Annotated in this window: 16 protein-coding genes and 1 riboswitch; of the genes, 9 read left to right on the top strand and 7 right to left on the bottom strand. The window is 59.5% G+C overall.

The genetic code is table 11. The annotated features are described in order from the left end of the window. Positions 1–67: 67 nt before the first annotated feature. The 6 genes from P9230_RS31230 to P9230_RS31205 all read left to right on the top strand — a co-directional run bounded on the left by P9230_RS31230 (position 68) and on the right by P9230_RS31205 (position 9361). Positions 68–1327, top strand: a complete 1260-nt coding sequence (locus P9230_RS31230; RefSeq protein ID WP_063169423.1) for a DNA repair exonuclease — start codon at positions 68–70, stop codon at positions 1325–1327. Continuing rightward, the gene (locus P9230_RS31225) at positions 1324–4797 is read left to right on the top strand and encodes an AAA family ATPase (RefSeq protein WP_063169422.1); all 3474 of its coding nucleotides are present in this window, start codon (positions 1324–1326) and stop codon (positions 4795–4797) included. Before P9230_RS31230 ends, P9230_RS31225 begins: the two co-directional genes overlap by 4 nt. Positions 4798–5120: 323 nt before the next feature. Further along, positions 5121–6287, top strand: a complete 1167-nt coding sequence (locus P9230_RS31220) for an ABC-three component system protein (protein WP_063169421.1) — start codon at positions 5121–5123, stop codon at positions 6285–6287. Then, positions 6284–6796, top strand: a complete 513-nt coding sequence (locus P9230_RS31215; protein WP_063169420.1) for a three component ABC system middle component — start codon at positions 6284–6286, stop codon at positions 6794–6796. Before P9230_RS31220 ends, P9230_RS31215 begins: the two co-directional genes overlap by 4 nt. Continuing rightward, positions 6797–8770 carry a DUF3732 domain-containing protein gene (locus P9230_RS31210; protein WP_063169419.1) on the top strand — a complete coding sequence of 658 codons (1974 nt, stop codon included), beginning with the start codon at positions 6797–6799 and terminating at the stop codon, positions 8768–8770. Between the two features lie 24 nt (positions 8771–8794). Beyond that, the gene (locus P9230_RS31205) at positions 8795–9361 is read left to right on the top strand and encodes a hypothetical protein (protein ID WP_063169418.1); all 567 of its coding nucleotides are present in this window, start codon (positions 8795–8797) and stop codon (positions 9359–9361) included. 905 nt (positions 9362–10266) lie between these two features. Here the strand turns inward: P9230_RS31205 and P9230_RS31200 are convergent. The 7 genes from P9230_RS31200 to P9230_RS31170 form a co-directional block, all read right to left on the bottom strand. After that, positions 10267–11082, bottom strand: a complete 816-nt coding sequence (locus P9230_RS31200; RefSeq protein ID WP_063169417.1) for a hydroxymethylpyrimidine/phosphomethylpyrimidine kinase — start codon at positions 11080–11082, stop codon at positions 10267–10269. Next, positions 11073–11678, bottom strand: coding sequence for a thiamine phosphate synthase (locus P9230_RS31195; protein ID WP_063169416.1), 606 nt, complete (start codon positions 11676–11678; stop codon positions 11073–11075). Before P9230_RS31195 ends, P9230_RS31200 begins: the two co-directional genes overlap by 10 nt. After that, positions 11675–12448: a thiazole synthase gene (locus P9230_RS31190; protein WP_024504259.1), complete on the bottom strand. Its 774-nt coding sequence runs from the start codon at positions 12446–12448 to the stop codon at positions 11675–11677. Before P9230_RS31190 ends, P9230_RS31195 begins: the two co-directional genes overlap by 4 nt. Position 12449: 1 nt before the next feature. Then, positions 12450–12647 (bottom strand): sulfur carrier protein ThiS, encoded by a 198-nt coding sequence (thiS, locus tag P9230_RS31185; RefSeq protein ID WP_024504260.1) that lies wholly within the window; start codon positions 12645–12647, stop codon positions 12450–12452. Further along, on the bottom strand, positions 12616–13617 hold the full coding sequence (gene thiO / locus P9230_RS31180) for a glycine oxidase ThiO (protein WP_063169415.1): 1002 nt from the start codon (positions 13615–13617) through the stop codon (positions 12616–12618). The genes thiS and thiO overlap by 32 nt, the downstream gene beginning before the upstream one ends. Beyond that, positions 13614–15449 carry a phosphomethylpyrimidine synthase ThiC gene (gene thiC, locus P9230_RS31175; RefSeq protein ID WP_063169414.1) on the bottom strand — a complete coding sequence of 612 codons (1836 nt, stop codon included), beginning with the start codon at positions 15447–15449 and terminating at the stop codon, positions 13614–13616. The genes thiO and thiC overlap by 4 nt, the downstream gene beginning before the upstream one ends. 103 nt (positions 15450–15552) lie before the next feature. Then, a riboswitch (TPP riboswitch) is annotated at positions 15553–15669 on the bottom strand. 317 nt (positions 15670–15986) lie between these two features. Beyond that, positions 15987–16250 (bottom strand): hypothetical protein, encoded by a 264-nt coding sequence (locus tag P9230_RS31170; protein WP_082826710.1) that lies wholly within the window; start codon positions 16248–16250, stop codon positions 15987–15989. Between the two features lie 491 nt (positions 16251–16741). Between P9230_RS31170 and P9230_RS31165 the strand changes: the two genes are divergently transcribed. The 3 genes from P9230_RS31165 to P9230_RS31155 are packed head-to-tail and all read left to right on the top strand — an operon-like array spanning position 16742 to position 21200. Then, entirely contained in the window at positions 16742–18079 is a 1338-nt protein-coding gene (locus tag P9230_RS31165; RefSeq protein WP_063169413.1) for a metallophosphoesterase, read from the top strand. 2 nt (positions 18080–18081) lie between these two features. Next, the gene (locus P9230_RS31160) at positions 18082–20148 is read left to right on the top strand and encodes a hypothetical protein (RefSeq protein WP_063169412.1); all 2067 of its coding nucleotides are present in this window, start codon (positions 18082–18084) and stop codon (positions 20146–20148) included. After that, a complete protein-coding gene (locus P9230_RS31155; RefSeq protein WP_063169411.1) occupies positions 20145–21200 on the top strand; it encodes a hypothetical protein in 1056 nt (351 codons plus the stop codon). The genes P9230_RS31160 and P9230_RS31155 overlap by 4 nt, the downstream gene beginning before the upstream one ends. The last annotated feature ends 296 nt before the right edge of the window (positions 21201–21496 follow it).

Here is a 21496-nt window from a genome sequence, read left to right as displayed (position 1 = left end):
GCGCTGCAGCGCCCTCGTTGCAATTTCTGTCGAAGCTCGGAACACCTCTTTTGCTGGCGGAGGCCGAATGGCATTTCGATTCGTACACACGGCCGATATTCATCTCGACTCGCCGCTTCGTTCGCTGGCGATGCGAAATCCCGATCTTGCCGGGCTGGTGGGCGACGCCAGCCGCCAGGCATTCGTTTCGATAGTGGATCTCTGCCTTGAGGAACGTGTGGCCGCGTTGGTCATTGCTGGCGACCTATACGATGGCGACCAGACTTCAATGAAGACAGCGCGGTTCTTGGGCGCGCAGATGACACGCCTGCACCAGGCCGGCATCATGGTTTTCAAGATCCGCGGTAATCATGACGCCCTGTCGCGGATTTCCAAACAGCTGGTATTTCCCGACACCGTTACCATCTTTGGTGGTCGTGCTCAGTCGGTATTGCAGACAGCCGGCGGTCTGGACGTCGTATTCCATGGTTTGAGCTTTGCGAACCCTAAGGCGCCGGACAGCCTGTTAACCAAATATCCGGCGGCTCGTGAAGGGGCCGTCAACATAGGCATCATGCATACCAGTCTGGCTGGATCGCCAGGTCACGACGTTTACGCGCCCTGCAGCATCGCTGACTTGCACGCCCACGGTTTCGACTATTGGGCCCTCGGCCACATCCATGCTCGCCAAGTCCATCCTGGCGCCAGTGCCGTGGTGATGCCGGGAATACCGCAGGGGAGGGATATCAACGAGGCCGGTGAGAAATCAGTCACCCTGGTGACGGTGCGCCACGACCGTTCGGTGGAGATCGAGGAACGGCTGACCAGCGTTGCGCAGTTCGAACGGGTGAGCGTCGACCTTACCGGAGCGGTGGAGTGGCCCGAGGCCGTCGCGCGTGTTCGCTTCGCACTCGAAGAGATGCGGGCAACCGTCCGATCGCGTCATGCTGTGGCTCGCATTGGCCTGACAGGAACGTCACCACTGATGTGGGCGCTGATCCGCGACAGGGACCTCCTTCTTGCCGAAGCCGAACAGGCTGCGGAACAGCTAGGCCATACGTGGGTGGAGAAGCTCGAGCTTGACCTCGCGCCGCCTCGGACGGAGACCGCCGAGGATATTGCTGATCCGATTTTCGAACTCGAGCAATCAATGCGTGCCGATGCCACCTCGGAGGCCTTCCGCGCTGAGGCGAGGGCGTTCGTCCAAAAGATGGTCGCCGACCTTCCGGCCGACGGGCGGGATTTTGCTGGGACGGACGAAGCCGGGCTGGAACAGTTCCTCGATCAGGTGCTTTCCAAGGGCGCGGACTTGGTGACTGCCCGCCTTAAGGCCGGTGGATCGTCATGAGGTTGCGGCGCCTTGACCTCATTCGTTATGGAAAGTTCACCGATCGTTCGATCGACTTCGGACCCAAACCGGAATCCGGACCTGATCTGCATATCGTGTTTGGCCTGAATGAGGCCGGCAAATCGACTGCGCTTTCGGCCTATCTAGACTTGCTGTTCGGCATCGAGGAACGGAGCCGCTACAACTTCCTGCACGAGTACAGTGCCATGCGCATCGGCGGGGTGCTGGAACTGGCCGGCTCCGAACACACGTTCACGCGTACGAAACAGCGCAGTAATTCGCTATTGAATGCGACGGGCCAACCGGTAAGCGAGGTGGCGATCACGGCGCATCTCGCCGGTCTGTCGCGCGACGCCTACACGACGATGTTCTCACTCGATGACGAGACGTTGGAAGCCGGCGGAAAATCTATCCTGGAGTCGCGGGGCGACCTCGGCAAGCTTCTGTTCACGGCCAGCGCCGGTCTTGGGAACGCAAGTGATACGTTGAACGCCCTCGAGGCCGAAGCAGACGCTCTGTATCGGAAGCAGGCGCATGGAACCGAACTGGCGCTGTTGAAGAAGCGCCTTGTTGACGTAAAGTCGCGCAGGGATGCGATCGACACCCTTGCATCAACCTACGAGGGCCTGGAGGCCGAACGTCTCGATGCAGCGCAGCAGTACGGCCGAACCATCAGCGATCGGGCGGTGCTGGTGGCCAGGCTGGATACCTTTGCTCGTTACGTGCGTGCTGCGCCGATGCTGGCGGATATCCGGCGCAAGATTGCCCGGCTGGATCAGCTGCCGGACATCGCCTCCCCAGCCCGGACATCGACGGGAAGTGTCACCGAACTGATCGATGACGATGCCAGCCTCAGAACGCGGCTGTCCGCAAACATCGACGAGACCGAGCGCCTGGCGGAAAAAGTCACTGCGGTCGACGAGGACGAACCGATCCTGTCGATTTCCGAACGCATTCGCGGGCTGGCGGAGAGCAAGGTGCGCCATACCGCGGCTGGCTTTGACTTGCCCACTCGCAGGATGGAGCTGCAAATCCTCAACAACAGCGTGGCGAGCTGCCTTGCCGCCTTGGGCCGATCTTCCGAGGCGGATCCTGGCGCGCTGCTTCTGCCTGCCGTCACCGTTGGCGTCGTTCGCGCCATGGTCGAGCAGAGGTCCGGGATTGCTACCGGGATGCGTGCCGCTCGCGACGAAGCCGCGGCGGCACTCGATGCGCTGCAGGTGGCAAGGCAGCGGGTCGGCGAGGAAAGGGCGGTGCCCGAACCTGCCAGGGCAAGGCTGGGCTCGGCTTTGTCGAAAGCGCGAGCAAGCGGACACCAGGCAGAGATTAGGACGGCTCGCGAGGCGGAAGATGCGGGAACAATCCGATGGAAGGCGGCGCTCGCGCGCTTGCGTCCATGGAACGGAGATGCCCTCGCTCTCGCCAACGTCGCGGTTCCGAGCGCCGGGCAGATTGCCGCCTGGAAGACGGTAGCGTCAGAACTGGCAAGGAACACCGCCGTACTTGCCGAACGCCTTGCTGAATACGAGGGCAACCATGCCATGCTCGCCGCACGATTGGATGCCCTTCGTGCCTCGGGCGACATTGTCGACGATGAAGCGGCTACCGCCATCCGCCGAGTTCGCGATGATGCGTGGGCAACGCACCGCGCAGCGCTGACCGGTGACACCGCTGACGACTTCGCCGTGGCATTGGCGCGCGATGACATTGCCAGCGCAGGCCGGCTGGCCGGCGCGGCGGATCTGGCTGAGATCCGGGCAACTACGCGCGAGCTGGCCGAGGCCGCGGCCAACCTGTCACGCAACGGCATCCAACGCACACAGCTCGGCAAGGATGTGGATACCCAATTGTTGGAAATCCGCGCGGCCGCCAGGGACCTGCTCGGAGACGCCGTGGAACCTTCGTCTGAGCGCCTGATCGAAAGGATCGAGGATCAGATCGAGGCGCGCAGCGATGCGCTCGCTGCCTGGGAGCAGATCGAACTTGCTCGCTTGAAGGCCGAGCGAGCCGCTGACGCCGGCGAGCAGATACGCTTGGAAATGAGAGCAGTGCTGGGAAGCGTCGGCATTGTATCAGAGTCCAACGACACCCTCGAAGCAATCATGGCCATCGCGGAGCCGTTTCTGGATCGGCAGCGCAAGGTGGACGCCGAGTATGCCGAGGCGCTCAGAATGGTGAGCTCCAAAGAAGAGGATCTAGCGGCACGACGGGTTGCAGTAGGTGTGGCGGAGCGTCGCGAGGAGGAATGGCTGGCCGGCATTACCGAAGCACTCAAGGGAACTTGGCTCGAAAGCGGGCTCTCCGCATCCGGCGTCGGCACTGTGCTCGATCAATTGGCCGAACTTTCAAGAAGCCTGCAGGAACGGGACGACCTGCAGCTGCGTATCGACAAGATGGAGGCCGACAGGGCCAATTTTCTGGTCGAGGTCATCGCCGTTGCGGTTGAAGCCGACGAGCCGACGAAGGATACCGACCCGGAGCAGTTGGCCATCCGCCTTGCCGAGCGCCTAGAGCGTGCCGAGCGGACACGTGAAACGAAGGCAAGCCTCGGCAACGACCTGAAGCGCCTCAAGGAGGCGCGCGACATCCTCGACACTGAGATTTTGGCACACGAACGCCGCAAGAACGAGGTGCTGGGCGTCTTTGGTGTCGCCACTCTGCCCGAGGTAGTCGAACGCGATGAGCTGTTGCGTGAGCGCGATGGCTTGCGCACCACCGTCGCCGAACTTGAGGAACGGATAGTGGCGGAGCTCGCGGTCGACGGATTCGAGCAGGCCCGCTCGATCCTGGACGCGATCGATTTCGACGGCCTCGCGGTCGAGAAGGCTGAGGGTGAGCAGCGGCTTCGCCTGTTCGATGAAACCATCCAGCAACAGCTGATCCGGCAGACGCGCGCGGCCGACAAGCTGGACGCCATCGGCGGTGATAGTGCGGTTGCACGCCTGGATGCTGAACGGCGCACAACCCTGCTGGAAATCGAGGAGAAGGCCGTTCGCTACATAGAGCTGAAGCTTGGCATCATGTCGGCTGGCAATGCTTTGCGGATCTACCGTGAGAGCCATCGCTCCGGCATGATGGCGCGCGCATCAGACGCGTTCAAGCTAATGACGCGTGGCCAGTATTCGGGGCTGACAACCCAGCCTGTAAGAGGTGGTGAGGTTCTCATTGCTGTGCAGGGTGACGGGCAATCCAAGGTCACCGAAGCGCTTTCAAAGGGTGCACGATTTCAGCTGTACCTTGCCCTAAGACTCGCCGGTTATTACGAGTTCGCGCAATTTCGGCCCTCGGTCCCATTCGTCGCCGACGACATCATGGAGACGTTCGACCATATTCGCTCGGAGGAGGTTTTCAGGCTGTTCGGAGCGATGGCAAACACAGGTCAGGTCATCTACCTGACGCACCATAAGCATCTATGTGAAATAGCTGAGGCTGTCGTACCGGGAACGAGGATCCATCAACTCGCACAGTAATTTTCTCCGGAATACGTGAACGAACCAGTGAAGGACGCCGAATTTGACGGCAAGTATGCGCCCAAAGTCAGACGTTCCGGCAAACTTCGCGTTCGTCCAAAAGCGGACATATCGCCCGAGCCATAGACGGCCCCGATGTGCCCATAATGGACGTCCTGCAAATTCATTGTCCTGCCGAATCTGGACTTCGAGAGCTGGCCCTAAACAGCAATTGTATCGCGCCTAGCCGTCCTATCGCCGGGGCGCCAATTGTAAACAACGGCGAACTATACCAATATCGTTACTGGCTTCTTCCGGTGCGACTCGGGAGAACGGGATGGGCAATGAACGCGAAGACGCAAACGGGAAAACACAGCGCCGCTGGCCAATACCTCGGCTATGCGCTTCAACCTGTACGCCTTTGCTTTCACCTGCTCAACGCGCCTAGCGGCGCCTTGGTCTCTCTTGAACATTTAGACGATGTGGCGGTTCACCTGGTCGGCGGCGAAGTCGTTCTTGAGCAAAGCAAGAGCGCACTGAAGCAAAATCCGATATCCGACTGGGCTGCGGACCTGTGGAAGTCTCTGGCCAACTGGCTCAGCTTCATGGCGGCGGGAGAGATCGACCCGGCGACCAGCCATTTCCGGCTATATGTCACACCGGTGAAGGCGGGTGCCTTCGCGATCGCGCTGAACGACGCGAAAACAGATGCCGACGTGGAGGCGCTGGTCGCTAACCTCGCCAAAGCCCACAGCAAGCTGAAAGCTGCACCGGCATGCGACGCCGACGTCCAAGCTTTCCTGAACGCTGATGCGGCTCATTGCGCCGCCTTGGTCAAGAATCTCGCCGTTATCAGCGTCGATGCAGATCCCGTCGATCCGATACGCGCGATCTTCAAGCCGACGGTCTCTCCGCTCATCATCGACCTAGTGTGCGAACGCGCGATCGGCGCTGCGAAGGAGGCGGCGGACAGGCTGATTAGAGCTGGCAAGCCCGCCATCTTGGACGTGGACGCGTTTCAGGCCGAGCAAAGAGCATTTGTTCAGAAGAACAACCTTCCAGGGCTGCTGTCGTCTTTCACCAAGCAACCGCCTGTCGAGGCCATCGAACAATTGATCGCCGACCGTCCCGCCTTCGTCCGCCAACTCGAGCTGATCGAGGTGGGAGACGAAGCGTGCGTCCGGGCTGTTAGCGATTACCTTAGGACGCTCGCCGACATCTCGATCTGGGGCGAAAGCGGGCTAATCTTTGAGAAGAACCTAAGTGACTGGGACGATGATCTTGTCGGTCGCTATGAGCACGTCAGTGCAGAGGTGCACGACATACAGGCCGGACACCCCGCAACGGTTCGTGGTAGAATAGTTTACAGGCGCTGCGCGCAGTTGCAGCCTCCACTCGATGGTCGAGTCGTCCCCGGTCATTTCGTCCACGGATCATTCAACGCCCTTGCCCACGGCCTGCGCCTCGGCTGGCATCCCGACTACCAGACTCTTTTGGAGCCAGCGACTTGATTGAGGCTGGCCGATCGCACCTACCGCTCAGCGACCTCGCCCTTGTCCAGAATCCAGGACTTGGGGCTTTCGCATTGTGGCAATTTGGCCAAGGTTTCCAGGCTGAGGACGAACGTCCAGCGCCGTTCGCCTTGGCGTTTCTCGTGCTGCCAATCGTCCTGCATCGCGCAACGCTCGAAATCGTGACTTCGACAAACCGACCCTCTGGACTGGCGCTCTTCGCGGCCAAGCTCGGGAAGGAACGGGAACAACTCCTCGCCGTCCACGAGCGAGCGCTGCTGCTGCGTACTCTGACATTGCAATCGGCCGCTGTCGGTGTGAGCGGGCGGCTGCTGTCCGTGGATTACAAGGATGCTACTTTAAGAGCAAACGTACCAGAACCGAAACCGAGGAGGCTCGTCCTTCCAGAGCGCGTCAAGCACCTCGGACCTGCCTCGGAGAAATTGGGTTTCTGGTTTTCGAACCTGGGGACCGCGCAGGTGGCCAACCTGTTACGGGTGGAGTTCTAGATGTATTTCCAGCTTCGAAAACTGATCCTTTGGCCCCGCAATGGTGCAGCGCCGCGGGTCGTCAAGTTCGAGCCCGGTGTCGTCAACGTCATCAGCGGCGCGTCGAAGACCGGGAAGTCCGCCGTTATCCCTATTGTTGATTACTGTCTGGGCTCGGAGAAATGCGCGATTCCGGTGGGCGTAATCCGCGAGAACTGCAGCTGGTTCGGCATTCTGATCGAGACGCTGGAGGGCGAAAAGCTCTTGGCGCGACGCGAACCGGGGGACCAACAGAGCACAGGCGACATGGTGCTGCTGGAGGGCGCACAGGTCGAAATTCCGGAGACGATCACCGACAAGACCACCAATGTCGACACGGTCAAGCGCGCGATGAACCGCCTGGCAGGACTGACTGACCTCGACTTCGAACCAGGTACAGAGAATGGATTCAAGCAAAGGCCAAGCTTCCGCGACCTCATGGCCTTCACGTTCCAACCTCAGAACGTGATCGCCAATCCCGACGTGATGTTTTTCAAGGCCGATACGACGGAACACCGGGAGAAGCTAAAGACCATCTTCCCGTACGTTCTGGGCGCGGTCACGGCAAAGATTCTCCAGGCGCGGTTTGAGATCGATCGGCTCCAGCGCAACCTCCGCCGGAAGGAGGCTGAGCTACGCGCGATCGTGTCGGCAACTGGCGCTTGGCGGGCGGAGGCGGAGGCGTGGCTGCGTCAGGCAGTCGAACTTGGCCTAGTCGATTCCTCCACTGAAGTGCCGAAGGACTGGAGTGACGTTGTTGACCTGCTTCGGCGCGTGTCGAACAGCAACTCAAGTCTTGCTCGACCAAGCCTGGCCGGCATCGATGTGGTGCTGACGCGTCTGGAAACCCTTCGTGCGTCGGAAACTGAAATCGCCGCGCGACTTACCGAGCATCGTCAGCGCCTGAACGAACTGCGCCGTCTGGTGGAGAGCAGCGAGGCGTACGGCGACGCCATGCGCATCCAACGTGACCGCTTGGACCTTTCCACGTGGCTGAGGGACTTGGCCGACGAGTTCGCCGATCCGTTGGTCGCACTCGGGGACGGCGGCCGCGAGAAGGTCTTGGCCCTTTGCGACAACCTCGGCGGTCTGGAGATCCGACTGCGGACCCACCCTGCGATGTCTAACACGCTTGACAAGGAAATCCTGCGCCAGCGCGGCGCCGCTGAAGCGGTCCTATCTGAGTTGAACGATGTCCGTAGCGAGATAGCGGTGCTGGAACGGGACTCTGACGTCGCCCGAGACGAGGCCAATCGCTTCGATAGGCTTGAGCGCTTCCTCGGTCGATTGGAGCAGGCGTTGCACGTCTACGACCGCGCCGACCAGTCGTCGGATTTGCGGCAGGAACTCACCTCGCTGCAGGCCGATATTGCAACGCTGCAAAAGACGATCTCCGAGGCCGACATCCAGCGCAAGCTATTCAACGCGTTGCACCAAGTCTCCCATCATGCCAATCGGCTGATTCCGCAGCTTGACGCGGAGTGGCCCGAGGCCCCGATTAGGCTGTTGATTGAAGACCTGACCGTCAAGGTGACTAGGGGAACGCGTGAGGACTACCTGTGGGAGATTGGCAGCGGCGCCAATTGGCTCGCGTATCACGTCGCACTAATGCTTGCGCTGCAGCACTACTTCCTGGCCGAACCTCATCACCCAGTCCCTGGTCAGCTGATCTTCGACCAACCTAGCCAAGTCTATTTTCCTAAGCGGGCGGCGGGCGACGAGGGCCCCGACCTCATCGCGTGGAGGGATCAGGACGTGGTCGCCGTCAGGAAGGTCTTTGCGCTCCTAGGCGCTGAGGTCATGGCCGCGAAAGGTCGCCTCCAGATCATCGTGCTGGATCATGCAGATGAGGACGTCTGGGGCAAGCTTCCCGGAGTCAAGTTGATTGAGGAATGGCGTGGACAGGCCCTCGTGCCTCAGGCTTGGATTGCCGCCGCATCTTCCAACGGTGGATAATAATCTGCTGCCAGAGGAGAAGGCATGGCGAACGTGGACGAGATCAACCGTCTGACGGCCCTTGGCTTGAACGTCATCACAGCCATGGATGTCGCGGAAGGAAAACTAGACGAAGCCTTCGAGGTCGCCCGCGCTCAGGAGAAACGCAAGGTCGACATCTGGTGCAAAGGAAGAAAGAACATTCCGGTTGCACTGACTGCGATATGGGACTGCGATCCTGCAAACTTCTATCTCGCGTTCGACGGCGATGATCCCAGCGACCACGCTTCGACGGATTTCATTCTTATCGACGCTGATGTCACTGACGTTGGCGGCAGGCTTACCTACGCCGCCAGCAGGGACAAGGGTCCTTGGCATCAACGTTACAAGAGCAAGAGCTGTGGGATCGCCTACCGATGGCTGCATGGCCGCGGTGTCACACCGCCTTTGCTCGGCGAGTACCAAGGCCAAGTTCACATCGTAGGAGGCATGCACCGCTTCCATCTTGCCAAGCACTATGGGACGACGCGCATGCCATTCCTCGTCCGGAGGGCCGAACTAGCCGCAGTAATGGCGTTGATCCCCTCGGCGACCGACACCGCCAACTCGTAATGGCGGGGACTGCAGAAAAGAAGCGAATGAGTTGCGAACTTACCGGGATCACTCCCCGAAAGCTGACCGACGGCTTCCGGCCCCGTTGCGGCCATTCTTACTCCCGCACTTTGGCTTTTCCAGCGCTAAACCGGCCTTGGGCGATGAATGGAAACGGTCAGATGTTCCCGGTCTGTGCTCGAAAAGTCGCATAAAAGGGCAGACTGGTGTGACGTCCGGAATTATTGGGCCTTTCACGGGTTTACCGGTCCCGAATTATCGGTTGCTGGCGGGCGGGCTATGCGATTGAAAACAGGAGAGTTTTCTGGCTAAGGGTGGGGTTTCAGACTGAGTTTACCAATGCCCTTAATGACGATTAATTCTGGATTGGCATCAGGTGATTGGGTTTGCGCAGAATATAGCCGCCCTTATTGGTAAACCCGCTCACGGTCGACAACGGATTGGTCAACCTAGGACGACAGGATTGGTAAACCGGAGCCGCCCTATCGACGAAGGTCTAGCTTGGCGCATTCACTGTCGCCGGTAGGCAGATATTCGGGCGACAATCGGGACCAGCGTGCGACGCCGCCAAGCGTGAGACACGTCGGCTACGCCGCAAATCGACACGGTTTGACCGGGCGCAATACCGCACCGATCTTCTAATCTCGGCTTAATTCCGGAGAGAGGCAGATAATTCCGGACGCCACACTGATTGGTAACCTAAGGCCACCCACCACGCGGATTGGTAGCCCACAGGAATAGGTTTGGTAACCCTTATCGAGTGAGGGCCGCTCGTACCTTTCGGCGGGTTCGTTTCAGTTCTAAGCCCGGCTTAATTCTGGACAACGACAGATAATTCTGGACGGCACAGTGGAACTCAACGCGTTGTAAGGATGGCATAGAGAAGCAGTAGCCCTCCAGTCTCGCTACTGGAAAAATTCTGGAAAATGGGTCTGCTTGGCTGGACGCAGAACGTTGTGATTATTCAGCCGGCATTTCTGAAGCTTCTCGAACACAAACAGCTTGCCTTCGCGCACGCTATCTTCGAGCGACTTCGCCTTCGCCAGATGCGCCGCAATCGCGCTGGCCAGCATGCAACCTGTTCCGCGCATCGATATAGCAAGGCGCGGCGTGTCGAAGTGGATGGGTTCATGATCGGAGCGTAACAGAATATCGGCCGATCGGGGACCCGACGCGTGCCCACCCTTGATCAGCAGGGCCTGAGGGCCGACGGCCTGCAGTCTTTGTCCTTGTTGGAGCGCACCGTCCTCATCCGAAGCCGGTTCGGAACCAGTAAGGAGCGCCAGTTCAGGAAGGTTGGGCGTGACAATGCAGCAAAGCGGCATCAAATCGCGCTTCATGGCAGCGATAGCGCCTGCTTCCAGAAGTGCGCGGCCTGAGGTGGAGGCCAGCACAGGGTCGAGTACTGCCGGCACTTGCGGAAATTTGCGCAGCACTGCGGCAACGGCAACAATGATCTTGGCAGTCGCCAGCATGCCGATCTTGATTGTGGCTACGTCGTTGGCCTGTAGCGCGGCACACATCTGATTGGCCACCATGCTGGGTGGCGAATGATGGATTTCGATCACGGCGTCGTGCGTTTGCACCGTTAGCGCTGTGACGGCGAGACAGGTGCGCACGCCAACGGCAGAGATCGTCTCGATGTCGCGTGCTATTCCAGCACCCCCGCTGGAATCTGATCCGCCAACGACAAGCACATGCGGTTCTCGTCTCATCGCCATCGGTCCGTCTTTTCGATCCATTCTCGCGTGCGCGCTTCGGGGTCGAAGCTCAACGTGATGTCCGTGACCACTGCGGCGCTGTTGGCGCCGGCCTCAAAGACGCCGTCGAGGCGGTCGGGGTTGAGGCCGCCGATGGCGACCAATGGGATCGGCGCCACCCGCCGCTTCCACTCGCTGATCCGCTCTAGCCCTTGCGGTGCCCACTTCATTTTCTTCAAAGTGGTGGGATAGATCGGACCGAGCGCGACATAGTCGGGCTCGGCAAACATGGCCGTTTCCAGCTCGACATGATCATGCGTGCTCAATCCGAGCCTGACGCCCGCTGCCCGTATCCTCGAGAGGTCGGCCGTTTGCAAATCCTCCTGGCCCAGATGCACGAAATCGCAGCCTTCCTCGATTGCCAGGCGCCAATAATCATTGATGATGAGCTGGCTTTTGTGTTGGACACACCAGGCCTTCGACTTGCGGATCTCCGCGCGCAGCCCGGTTTCATCCATGGTTTTGATGCGAAGCTGAATCAGCTTGACGCCGAGCGGCGCCAACCTTTCGATCCAGGCGGCGCTGTCGACGATCAGGTAGAAGGGATCGAGCTTCATGAAAAAACGGCCCTGCCGACCATCGGTGTCGATGGCACGGCGACGTCGCGCGGTTCGAGCATTCCCGAACTGAACGCCTCACGACCGGCGTCGACCGCCTTACCGAAAGCACGCGCCATGCCGACCGGATCTGCCGCCTTGGCGACCGCTGTGTTCAGGAGCACGGCGTCAAAGCCGAGTTCCATGACGGTGGCCGCGTGCGACGGCCGTCCGAGCCCCGCATCCACAATCAGCGGGACGCCAGGGAAATATCCGCGCATCGAGCGCAGCGCCGTCATGTTGACCGGTCCCAAGGCGGAACCGATCGGTGCGCACCACGGCATCAGGACCTTGCAGCCCGCTTCCAGCAGCCGCTCGGCGACAACGAGATCGTCGGTGGTATAGGGGAATACCGCAAAGCCGTCCTCGCACAGGATGCGGGCGGCTTCAACCAGACCGAACACATCCGGCTGTAGCGTGTCGTGATTGCCGATCACTTCGAGCTTGATCCAGTTGGTGCCGAAGACCTCGCGCGCCATTTTCGCGGTGGTGACGGCTTCCTTGACGGAGAGGCAGCCGGCGGTATTGGGCAGGGTTCTGGCGCCCAGCGAGCGGATCAACGACCAGAATTGTTCGCCGGCCCTACCGCCCGCCATCTCACGCCGCAACGAGACGGTCACCACCGACGTGCCCGATGCCTTGACTGCATCGGCAAGGATGGCCGGCGAAGGATACTGAGCCGTGCCGAGAAGCAGGCGCGACGAAAGCTCGGTTCCATAAAGCTCCAACATGCTAGCCGCCCTGCATGGGCGAGAGGATTTCGATCCGGTCGCCGTCGCTCAACTGGAACTCCGCGCGGTTGGCTTTGTGCACGAGGTCGCTGTTGACGGCGGTGGCGAGCCAATCGCCCTCATAGTCGAGCGCGGCAAGCAACTCGGCCAGCGTGGTGGCGGCAATCTCACGCGCCTCGCCGTTGACCATCAGTTTCATGAGCATGCTCCTTGGTTCTGTCTTGACTGAAAACCAGGTCGGCAGCCTGGCGCGCCATGGCGGGGGCGAGGAGAAAACCGTGACGATAAAGACCGTTGATCGCGATGATCTCACCGTCTGTTTCGACGCGTGGCAAATTGTCGGGAAATGCCGGACGGACACCCACACCGGTTTCAACGATCTCGGCCTCACCAAAGGCCGGATGGAGGGCATGGGCGGCGCCCAGCAGCTCCATCATGGAACGCGCCGTCACCGGTCCGGCGCTCTGGCTTTCAATCATCGTCGCTCCGATCATGAAACGGTGATCGGTGCGCGGCACGGCATAAAGCGGAAAGCGTGGATGAAGCAAACGGACCGGCCGCGACAGCGAGACATCAGGCGTGCGAAGGATCAGCATTTCGCCGCGAACACCGCGCAGCCTGTCATCGGCCGCTGCCATTCCCATGCAGTCTATCTGACGGGCGAATCCCGAAACAGGCCGGGCGTCGCAGCCGAAGTGGAATTTGACACCCATGGTCGCAAGCTTGTCATGAAGTGCCGCCATCGCCGGGCGTGGGTCGAGGTGAGCCTCGTCGGGGAAGAGCAATCCACGCCGGAAGCGGCCGGCGAGGTCGGGTTCCAGGAGCGCAATTTCGTTTTCATCGACGCGCCGATGCCCTGACGTGCGACTGGCGAACCGGTCAAGCTCACCGGCATCACGCGGCGCGGCCACGACCAATGTCCCGGCCCGTGTCACCTGACCCGACAGCACCGCATCCCACCAGTCGGCAGCATCGCGTCCGAGATCCAGCACCGGCTGCTCCGCGCTTTCGCGCTCGCACCATGGCGCCAGCATGCCGCCGGCGAACCACGACGCGTTGCCACCAAGGCCATGCCGCATCTCGGCGACGGTGACCGTCGCGCCGCGGGCGGCGAGTTCGAAAGCGACGGTGAGGCCGGCAACGCCGGCCCCTTTGACGAGCACCCTCATGATGGTTTGGGAGCCTCTGGCACGACCGGTACGCCAGTCTCGTCCGCCTGCATGTAGAGATCGCCGCCCTCCCGGTATTTTGCCGCCATTGCCGCCATGCCTTCCTTCTGGGCCTCGGCACGGATGTCGTGGGAAATGCGCATGGAGCAGAATTTCGGCCCGCACATCGAACAAAAATGTGCCAGCTTGTGCGCCTCCTTGGGCAAGGTCTGGTCGTGGAAGGACCGTGCGGTTTCGGGGTCGAGCGACAGGTTGAACTGGTCCTCCCAGCGGAACTCGAAGCGCGCGCGCGAAAGGGCATCATCCCTGGTTTTCGCTGCCGGATGGCCCTTCGCCAGATCGGCTGCATGGGCGGCTATCTTGTAGGTGATCACGCCAATCTTGACGTCGTTGCGGTCGGGAAGGCCGAGATGCTCTTTCGGCGTGACGTAGCAAAGCATTGCGGTGCCGAACCAGCCTATCATGGCGGCACCTATCCCTGAGGTGATGTGGTCATAGCCCGGCGCGATGTCGGTCGTCAGCGGCCCCAACGTGTAGAACGGCGCCTCACCGCACACTGCGAGCTGCTTGTCCATGTTCTGCTTGATCTTGTGCATGGGGACATGGCCCGGGCCTTCGATCATCACCTGGCAGTCCTTTGCCCAGGCAATCTTGGTGAGTTCTCCAAGTGTTTCCAGTTCGGCGAATTGCGCCGCGTCGTTCGCATCGGCGATTGAACCGGGACGAAGGCCGTCGCCGAGCGAGAAGGAGACGTCATAGGCTCTGGCGATGTCGCAGATCTCCTCGAAATGCTCGTAGAGGAAGCTCTCCCGGTGATGGTGCAGGCACCATTTGGCCATGATCGAGCCGCCGCGCGAGACGATGCCCGTGACCCGGTCGACGGTCAGCGGGATGTAGTGCAGCCGCACGCCGGCGTGGATGGTGAAATAGTCGACGCCTTGCTCGGCCTGCTCGATCAGCGTGTCGCGGTAGACCTCCCAGTTCAGATCCTCGGCGATGCCGTTGACCTTTTCCAGCGCCTGATAGAGCGGCACCGTACCGATCGGCACCGGCGCATTGCGCACGATCCAGTCGCGGATGTTGTGGATGTTGCGGCCGGTCGACAGGTCCATCACCGTGTCCGCGCCCCAGCGGATAGCCCAGACCATTTTTTCGACCTCTTCGGCCATCGACGATGTGACAGCCGAGTTACCGATGTTGGCGTTGATCTTGACCAGAAAATTGCGACCGATGATCATCGGCTCGCTCTCGGGATGATTGATGTTGGCGGGAATGATTGCGCGCCCGCGCGCCACCTCGTCGCGCACGAATTCGGGTGTGACGAAATCTGGGATCGCCGCGCCGAAGGCTTCGCCGTCGCGTTGCAGCTTGCCGCGCATCACCTCGCGGCCGAGATTCTCGCGGATGGCTACGAACTCCATTTCTGGCGTGATGATGCCGGCGCGCGCATAGGCAAGTTGGGTCACCGCCTTGCCCTGCTTGGCCTTGAGCGGCCGATTGCGTATCGGAAATTCCGGTGTCAGGCGCTCGCCGGTGGCGAATCCATTGTCTTCCGGCCGGACGTGGCGGCCGTCATAGGCTTCGACATCGCCACGCGCCGTGACCCATTCGTGGCGAAGCCGGGCAAGGCCTTTTTCGATGCTGGTTTCGACTGATGGATCGGTGTAGGGGCCGGACGGATCGTAGACGGTGACGGGCGGTTCGCCGGCCGTCGGATGGACGGAAATCTCGCGCATCGGCACCCTGATCTGCGGGTAGAGGACGCCGGGCTTGTGGATTTTCCGCGAGGCGGGCAGTGGTCCCGTCGATACGGCGGGGGTGAGGGCATTCATCGTGAGGCTCCTTTGCTCATGCATTGGAGACCCAGTTCTGTGCCGGAAGGATGAAAAGACGCTTCTGTAGACCTGCTGCAACAGGACCTCGGGCGTAAACTCCCGCAAAGCGCTTGCACCGTCCCTACGCCAGTATGAACTGGATCAGGTTCAACGGGTCACTGCGCCGCGAAAGCCAGCAGTATCTCAGCCCCTTGCCGGGACTCCCCTGGTGAATGCCTTAGGTTGAACGGGCTGACGCTATCTTGTCAAGCGCATTCGGGCGCCTTCGGCCGGTGGCGACGACCGGCGGCCAGCCGGGCGGAGAGCTCGCGCATGCATCGGGGACAAGTCACGCCCCGTAGACCGGGGCTGAATGGCCAAAGCCTCATTCGCTTCGTGAAGGATGGAGAAACTGTATTGGCCATGTGCGCGTATCGACCAAGTAGCTCAGGCGGTCACGGATGTGGTTATTCTGGTCGAAGGTGACGAACGGCCTTGGGGGTCACCTCCTTTAGGATTCAGAGGTTGGAAGACGGCTTCTCGCGATCACGGCCATCAGGAAATACCTGTCTTCGGCTCAACCTCGACATGGCGTCCGATCGACCGCAGATATACAGCTATCTCGTTCATGAGATGATCGCGTTCGCCGTAGATTTCAGCAATCCTACGCAGCTGTGGCTCGACGGCCCTCCGTTGCGCTGGCGTGAAATCAGCATCGCCAAAGACGTATCCCAAGTTGCCAATCGCGCAAATTTTGCAGCCGGCGTCCACAACTGCTTGTACGAATGCCGGAATGTCTTTTTCTTGCATGGTCTTCATGTCGAACCTCTCGTGAATGGCGTGCTTGCGCCCCAATCTGCCTTTTCAGCGTGTCCTCTGGGCGGCGCAAGCCCTGAGCGTGACTGTGCACGGGCAACCTCGACTATCCCATCTGCCACGCTCTTTAGAATCGGTGGGGTCTGGTGATCGCAGGCTGGGCCACTCAAAAGCCTGCAAGAAGAAAGTCATGGCGACCATTGCTCAAGATCGCAAGGGTGCGTGCAAGACCTTCCGTTGGCAGTCATGCACGCTCGCTCAGAGATAGTCCGGCCGCGGAAATTCTCCCTTATTCGTAAGAAAGCTCATTGAGCAACTGGGCATTGAGCAACTGGGTCTCACGTCACGGGTCTCGTGTGCTTCACAGCCGAAAAATAGCCGCCGTGGCAATTCTCGAAAAGTGCAGGCTACCTCGTTAAGGACACTGCGGATGATCGTTCGCGCTTGGCAAAAGCGAACGGATTAGTCTATGGCTCTCGGCAGGGGGGCGAGTTATGCGGCGGGTGCGAATCCTTCAAGTAGGCGATATTCACTATCCGGACTGGCATCCTTCCTCTAGCAACATCGATGCCAAGGATAGCAAGTTCGCTCCGAAAATAACGCAGAAGCTACGCGCGTCTTCGCTGCGTGCCGTCTTGACGAAACTTCGGCGGCTGACGACTTCGAAGCCCTTGGATTCGATCGCCTTCATGGGGGATTTCACGAGCCGTGGCGACAAGACCTTCATTGCTTCGGCATTCCAGCATTTCACGTTGCTCTGCCGCGCACAGGGACGCAGTTCAAAGGCGCTTCCGTTGATATTCGTACCGGGAAATCACGATGTGAACCGTGATGACGCGCGCGAACTTGGACCGACTGAGAAATTCAGCGAAATGGCGAGTTTAGCCGCCCGCTTGGGTTGGCAGACCGTTCCCGTGGACCAACCCGTGCACTTCAGACTTCCGACAGGATCCGCAGGCGCAAACTTCATCCTCGTCAACACAGCGATAGGCAGTTGGGAGCTTCAAAACCTTCCCGCGTTCCTTCGTGATCGTCTCGAGGCACTCAGTCCTTCTACAGAGCCTCTAGATCTCGGCTCGCCGGACATCTCGGGACATTCGCCCGCGACACCTCCCAGCGATCCAGACAAGGAGGCGTCCGACGACGAGTATTACGGTCAGATGGACACGCCATACATCTCGCGTGAGATGCTTGCAGGCCTACAGGAATTGCTCCAGCAGCCCGACATGCGTTACGGCATCATAATCGGCCATCACAATCTGCTGCCACAAAAGACTCCGCGCATTACGCCATACGCGGAGATGCTCAACAGCGGATTTGTCAGAACTCAGCTGCTGCAGGGCAACAAGCCTATCGTCTACCTGCATGGACACATACATGCTGATCCGGTCGAGATCGTCAACGATCCAAGGTTTCCGGACGGCAAATTGATCTGCATCTCAGCACCAGAGATACAGTCAGGTTTCAATGAGCTCGTCTTCTTCACGACCGATCAGGGAGAGCTCGTCGGCATCCGACTTATACCCTACCGCACCAATGTCGCCGACGGGACGGTCATGGAAGGCGAACATTGCTTTATTTCGACCATGTCCAACGGCAAGGCCTTTCTGAACAACGACACGTTTGACCTGCTGCGCCGACTGCGCGACCATGCCACCAGGCGCGGGAATGGGTTACTCTTCTGGGACGAGATCACTGAGATTGCTGCCTCCGCCGAGCTCGGGCTAGATCTGGAAGACTCTCTTCTGATGCTCCAAGCGGCGCGCTTCATCGAGATAGACGGCCTCACCAAGGCAAACTCGGCTTGGCGCATTAAGGTAAGGGACGAATAGCGATGGAGAATCCGTTCGGCCCCAACAGGATCGAGTACGAAAGCCGCCCGATACTGTGGTTCAGTCAGAAGTCGGCGTTGATTTCTGCCGCCGCCAAGCCGGTCTTCGTCGCAGGGACGAGAGGCAGCGGCAAGACCAGCATTCTTCGCTCGCTTTCCACAGTCCATATTCTTGAAGACAAAAGTCTCTCGGACCAAGTCGGCAAGCTCGCTTGGTATGGCGTCTTCTTCCAGCTCAATGAGACATTCTCGCCCCTAATCGACAACGCCGTTCTGAACCTCATTCCGGAGCGGATACGCTTCGACACGGCCGCCGTGATCCCGCGGCAATTCGTAATCTTCTCTCACTATCTGGAGCTGAAGATAGTCGAACGCCTGCTCGAGAGCATCGGCCAGCTCAGACGCGACGGCCACTTGAAATACCGGGCCTCCGAAGATAGGGACGTCGCCCTGGCACTGCATCGCGAAGTGCTGCACTTCATACCCCAACCTGCCCGTCTCGACTTCTTCAGCATCGATGAGCTGCGGGGTGGGATAACCCGGTACGTCGACGAATGCTTCAACGCGTTCTTCTTTGCCGCCGATGCCGGAGCGACCGGCTTCAGAGCAACAGACCCTGGCGCGATCATTAACAAGGTCGCGACCGCGATCACTCCACTTTTAAATGGCCCATCTTTCGCCGGTGACAGGGCGCCCTTCTTCAAGATACTGATTGACGACTGTGAAGCACTGACACCGCTCCAACAGCAGTTCCTGAACACCTTGGTGAGAAAGACGCGCGGCAACGTGAAATGGGTCCTCGCCTACATCGGCGGCCTCTACGACACGATCCGGACGATCATACCCGGCCAGTCGCTCTCGAATGCTGACCGGGACGTCGAGAATCTTGATTCAGTCGATCCGAGGGAGTTCGCCACGCTGTGCGAGAACGTGTCGTCGCTTCGGCTGTACTATGCGCTTCCTGACCATCTGCGGAGTGATCTCGAGCGCAACGATGCGCTCAGCGCGTTTTCGCTCAAAAACCGGCTGGGGCGGCTTTCCGTCAATGACATCATCGAGCGGGTTATCATATCGGGTCATTCCGAGGGCAGAGAAGAGCTTGTGGCACTTGCTGATGCAGCACGTGAATTCCTCTCCGTGAATTTGAGGACGGCGGATCAGCAGCAATTCCTTCTTGATCGAAAAGCGCGCCCTTATGCCGAAGGGCTGGCGCTCGCGCTCATGAACCCGGAAATTAAGCGCCGGCCCATGAGCAAGGCGGATGCTTCAAATCTGAAGAGGTCGATCGCCCGGAAACAGGGATGGGCTTTTCTGAAAGCGTGCCAGATGCTGCGTCTGCATGACTACCCGTACGTAGGGCACCAGATCATCACATCATTGAGCGACGTCTGTATACGCGATTTCCTTGATATAATGGGAGAGATCTTCCGCCGCAGTGTTCCGAGTTCCAGTGATCCACGAAAACTGGTGGAATTCATCAACTCGGATTTACAGATTCATCTCGAACAGCAGAGACAGGCTGTGAACGCCGCCTCTCAACGGAAGCTTGATGGACTTCAGGCGCTTTCACATCCGTACGAAGAAGAGAGCGTGCGCATGGTGCGGGCGTTGGGTTACCTGACCGCTCGCCTCCAGACAGAGTTTGCCGAAGAAAATGCTCTAGGAACGACAGAGAGAGGCATTTTCAGGGTTGATCTAAAGGAAATGCGCTCGCTGGTGAACCGACTGGAGCAACCCAGCGGAAAACTGGACGAGGTCCTGCGTCGGGCGGAAAGGGATGGGTTTATCCGGGAGGTCTCCGCCGCCGGCAACTTTGAGGTGGACCGCGCCGACCCCGCATCGAAGGAGATGATGATCAGATTGCATCGGCGATTTGCACCTTACTTCGGGTTCTCCTATCGCGGCCCGTACGAAATCAACACAATCCCTGCGGCGCGGATGGTCGACCTGCTTTTTACCAGGCATCGGCTCCCAGAAGACTGGGCCGACTCGGTGTTTAAGGAGCTCGTCGCGCGGCCCGCACTCAAGACCGAATTCCAGCACTCGCTTTTCGAGAGCGATCTCGAATGACCGCTTCAACTGTCGAGTATCGAGTCTTCGGCCATCTGGCCGTCACCGAGAAGGCGAGAGATGCAGGTACCTGCGAAACGATGGAGGCAGATATCGCGATCGTCGCGCTTGGATGGGAAACGCGTTTCGCCGCGTTCGAAAACCATCTTGACCTGAAGGTCGGCAAGATCGTGGTTCTGGACTTTGCTCTGAAGGAAGCGAACGTCCCAGCCGTCGAAGAAAACCGGCGAAAGCTCATCGCTATGGGTACCCGATGGGGCGTCGAAGTGACTGTGATCACCCTCGAGCCTTCCATCGAGTATCAGAAGAACATCAATCTCCTCGATCACCTGCTCACTCAGATGGCCGCTTCATGTGGCTCATACGAAGGAAGCCTGCGGAAGGTTTTCGTCGAGTGCTCGACGATGCCGCGAATCTACATCCAATGGCTGATTGCGGTGGCATTCAAGAAAATGTCGATTCAGTCTCTCGAATTCGGGTACGCCGAAGGTATCTACGGGAACGCGATCGGCAAAGAGGATTTTTCCAGCGGCTTGGACCGATACGTCACCGTCCCTCATCTTCAAGGCAGCGGAGGAATGGGCGAAGAGAAAGTCCTGCTCGTGGGGATCGGAGGAGATGCCGACGTATTCTACGGATTGATCGATATCGTCAGTCCGGAACGGATCTCGCTCCTCGTCCCAAGAAGCGACAAGAATGCGCATATCGATGCTTTGCTCGATCAACAGGTGGCCAAGGTACGTGAAACCCACCGGCTCGAAGATGGCGAAGTTCGCGACATCCAGGCTTTCGGGCTGATGGCCCACCTCGATGCTTTCGAGACGTATCTCGACGGGTTCGGCTCGCGTGCGGTGGTGAACGTTTTTGTCAGCGGCCCGAAGGTTCAGGCCATCGCTGCTGCCGTGCTCGCCTGCTCCGACAGCCGCGTCCATCTCAAGGCAAGAATTCCCACCTCCTATGCCCATCGTGAAGTCTCAGCGAATGGGCGGTATCATATCTATAGGCTGATTGACCTGACATCCCCTGCCTGCAGCCTTCCCGGGACGTTCTGACACTATCTTGCATTCGAGTAGCATCATGGTCCCAGTAGCCGTTCCGCCAAGCCTTCAGCGCATGTTCGTGTCGCCCGATCCGGTCGATGGGGGGCTAATTCCCACTTGGAAGCTGCTCTACATCAGATCAGGGGGGAATGCAGACTGGCAGAATTCCGTCTAATTAGCGACTAGCTAAAACATATACTCAGGCGAGACTGTTCAGCATAGAAATAGTGAGTCGGCCGTGAACTATCCGCAAGCCATTGATCTGGCCTGTTGATTGAGGCGGATAGCGGCTTTGGAATTGCAGGATT

Origin of the sequence: Mesorhizobium sp. WSM4887 (assembly GCF_029625865.1) — a bacterium.
In the GTDB taxonomy this organism is placed as follows: Bacteria; Pseudomonadota; Alphaproteobacteria; order Rhizobiales; family Rhizobiaceae; genus Mesorhizobium.
This window is presented reverse-complemented; position numbering and strand designations above follow the sequence as displayed.

What these genes read in the sequence shown, in the direction of transcription:
- P9230_RS31230 (WP_063169423.1), top strand. Translation starts at nt 68, where the DNA reads ATGGCATTTCGATTCGTACACACGGCCGATATTCATCTCGACTCGCCG.
- P9230_RS31225 (WP_063169422.1), top strand. Translation starts at nt 1,324, where the DNA reads ATGAGGTTGCGGCGCCTTGACCTCATTCGTTATGGAAAGTTCACCGAT.
- P9230_RS31220 (WP_063169421.1), top strand. Translation starts at nt 5,121, where the DNA reads ATGAACGCGAAGACGCAAACGGGAAAACACAGCGCCGCTGGCCAATAC.
- P9230_RS31210 (WP_063169419.1), top strand. Translation starts at nt 6,797, where the DNA reads ATGTATTTCCAGCTTCGAAAACTGATCCTTTGGCCCCGCAATGGTGCA.
- P9230_RS31205 (WP_063169418.1), top strand. Translation starts at nt 8,795, where the DNA reads ATGGCGAACGTGGACGAGATCAACCGTCTGACGGCCCTTGGCTTGAAC.
- P9230_RS31200 (WP_063169417.1), bottom strand. Translation starts at nt 11,082, where the DNA reads ATGGCGATGAGACGAGAACCGCATGTGCTTGTCGTTGGCGGATCAGAT.
- P9230_RS31195 (WP_063169416.1), bottom strand. Translation starts at nt 11,678, where the DNA reads ATGAAGCTCGATCCCTTCTACCTGATCGTCGACAGCGCCGCCTGGATC.
- P9230_RS31190 (WP_024504259.1), bottom strand. Translation starts at nt 12,448, where the DNA reads ATGTTGGAGCTTTATGGAACCGAGCTTTCGTCGCGCCTGCTTCTCGGC.
- thiS (WP_024504260.1), bottom strand. Translation starts at nt 12,647, where the DNA reads ATGAAACTGATGGTCAACGGCGAGGCGCGTGAGATTGCCGCCACCACG.
- thiO (WP_063169415.1), bottom strand. Translation starts at nt 13,617, where the DNA reads ATGAGGGTGCTCGTCAAAGGGGCCGGCGTTGCCGGCCTCACCGTCGCT.
- thiC (WP_063169414.1), bottom strand. Translation starts at nt 15,449, where the DNA reads ATGAATGCCCTCACCCCCGCCGTATCGACGGGACCACTGCCCGCCTCG.
- P9230_RS31170 (WP_082826710.1), bottom strand. Translation starts at nt 16,250, where the DNA reads ATGAAGACCATGCAAGAAAAAGACATTCCGGCATTCGTACAAGCAGTT.
- P9230_RS31165 (WP_063169413.1), top strand. Translation starts at nt 16,742, where the DNA reads ATGCGGCGGGTGCGAATCCTTCAAGTAGGCGATATTCACTATCCGGAC.
- P9230_RS31160 (WP_063169412.1), top strand. Translation starts at nt 18,082, where the DNA reads ATGGAGAATCCGTTCGGCCCCAACAGGATCGAGTACGAAAGCCGCCCG.
- P9230_RS31155 (WP_063169411.1), top strand. Translation starts at nt 20,145, where the DNA reads ATGACCGCTTCAACTGTCGAGTATCGAGTCTTCGGCCATCTGGCCGTC.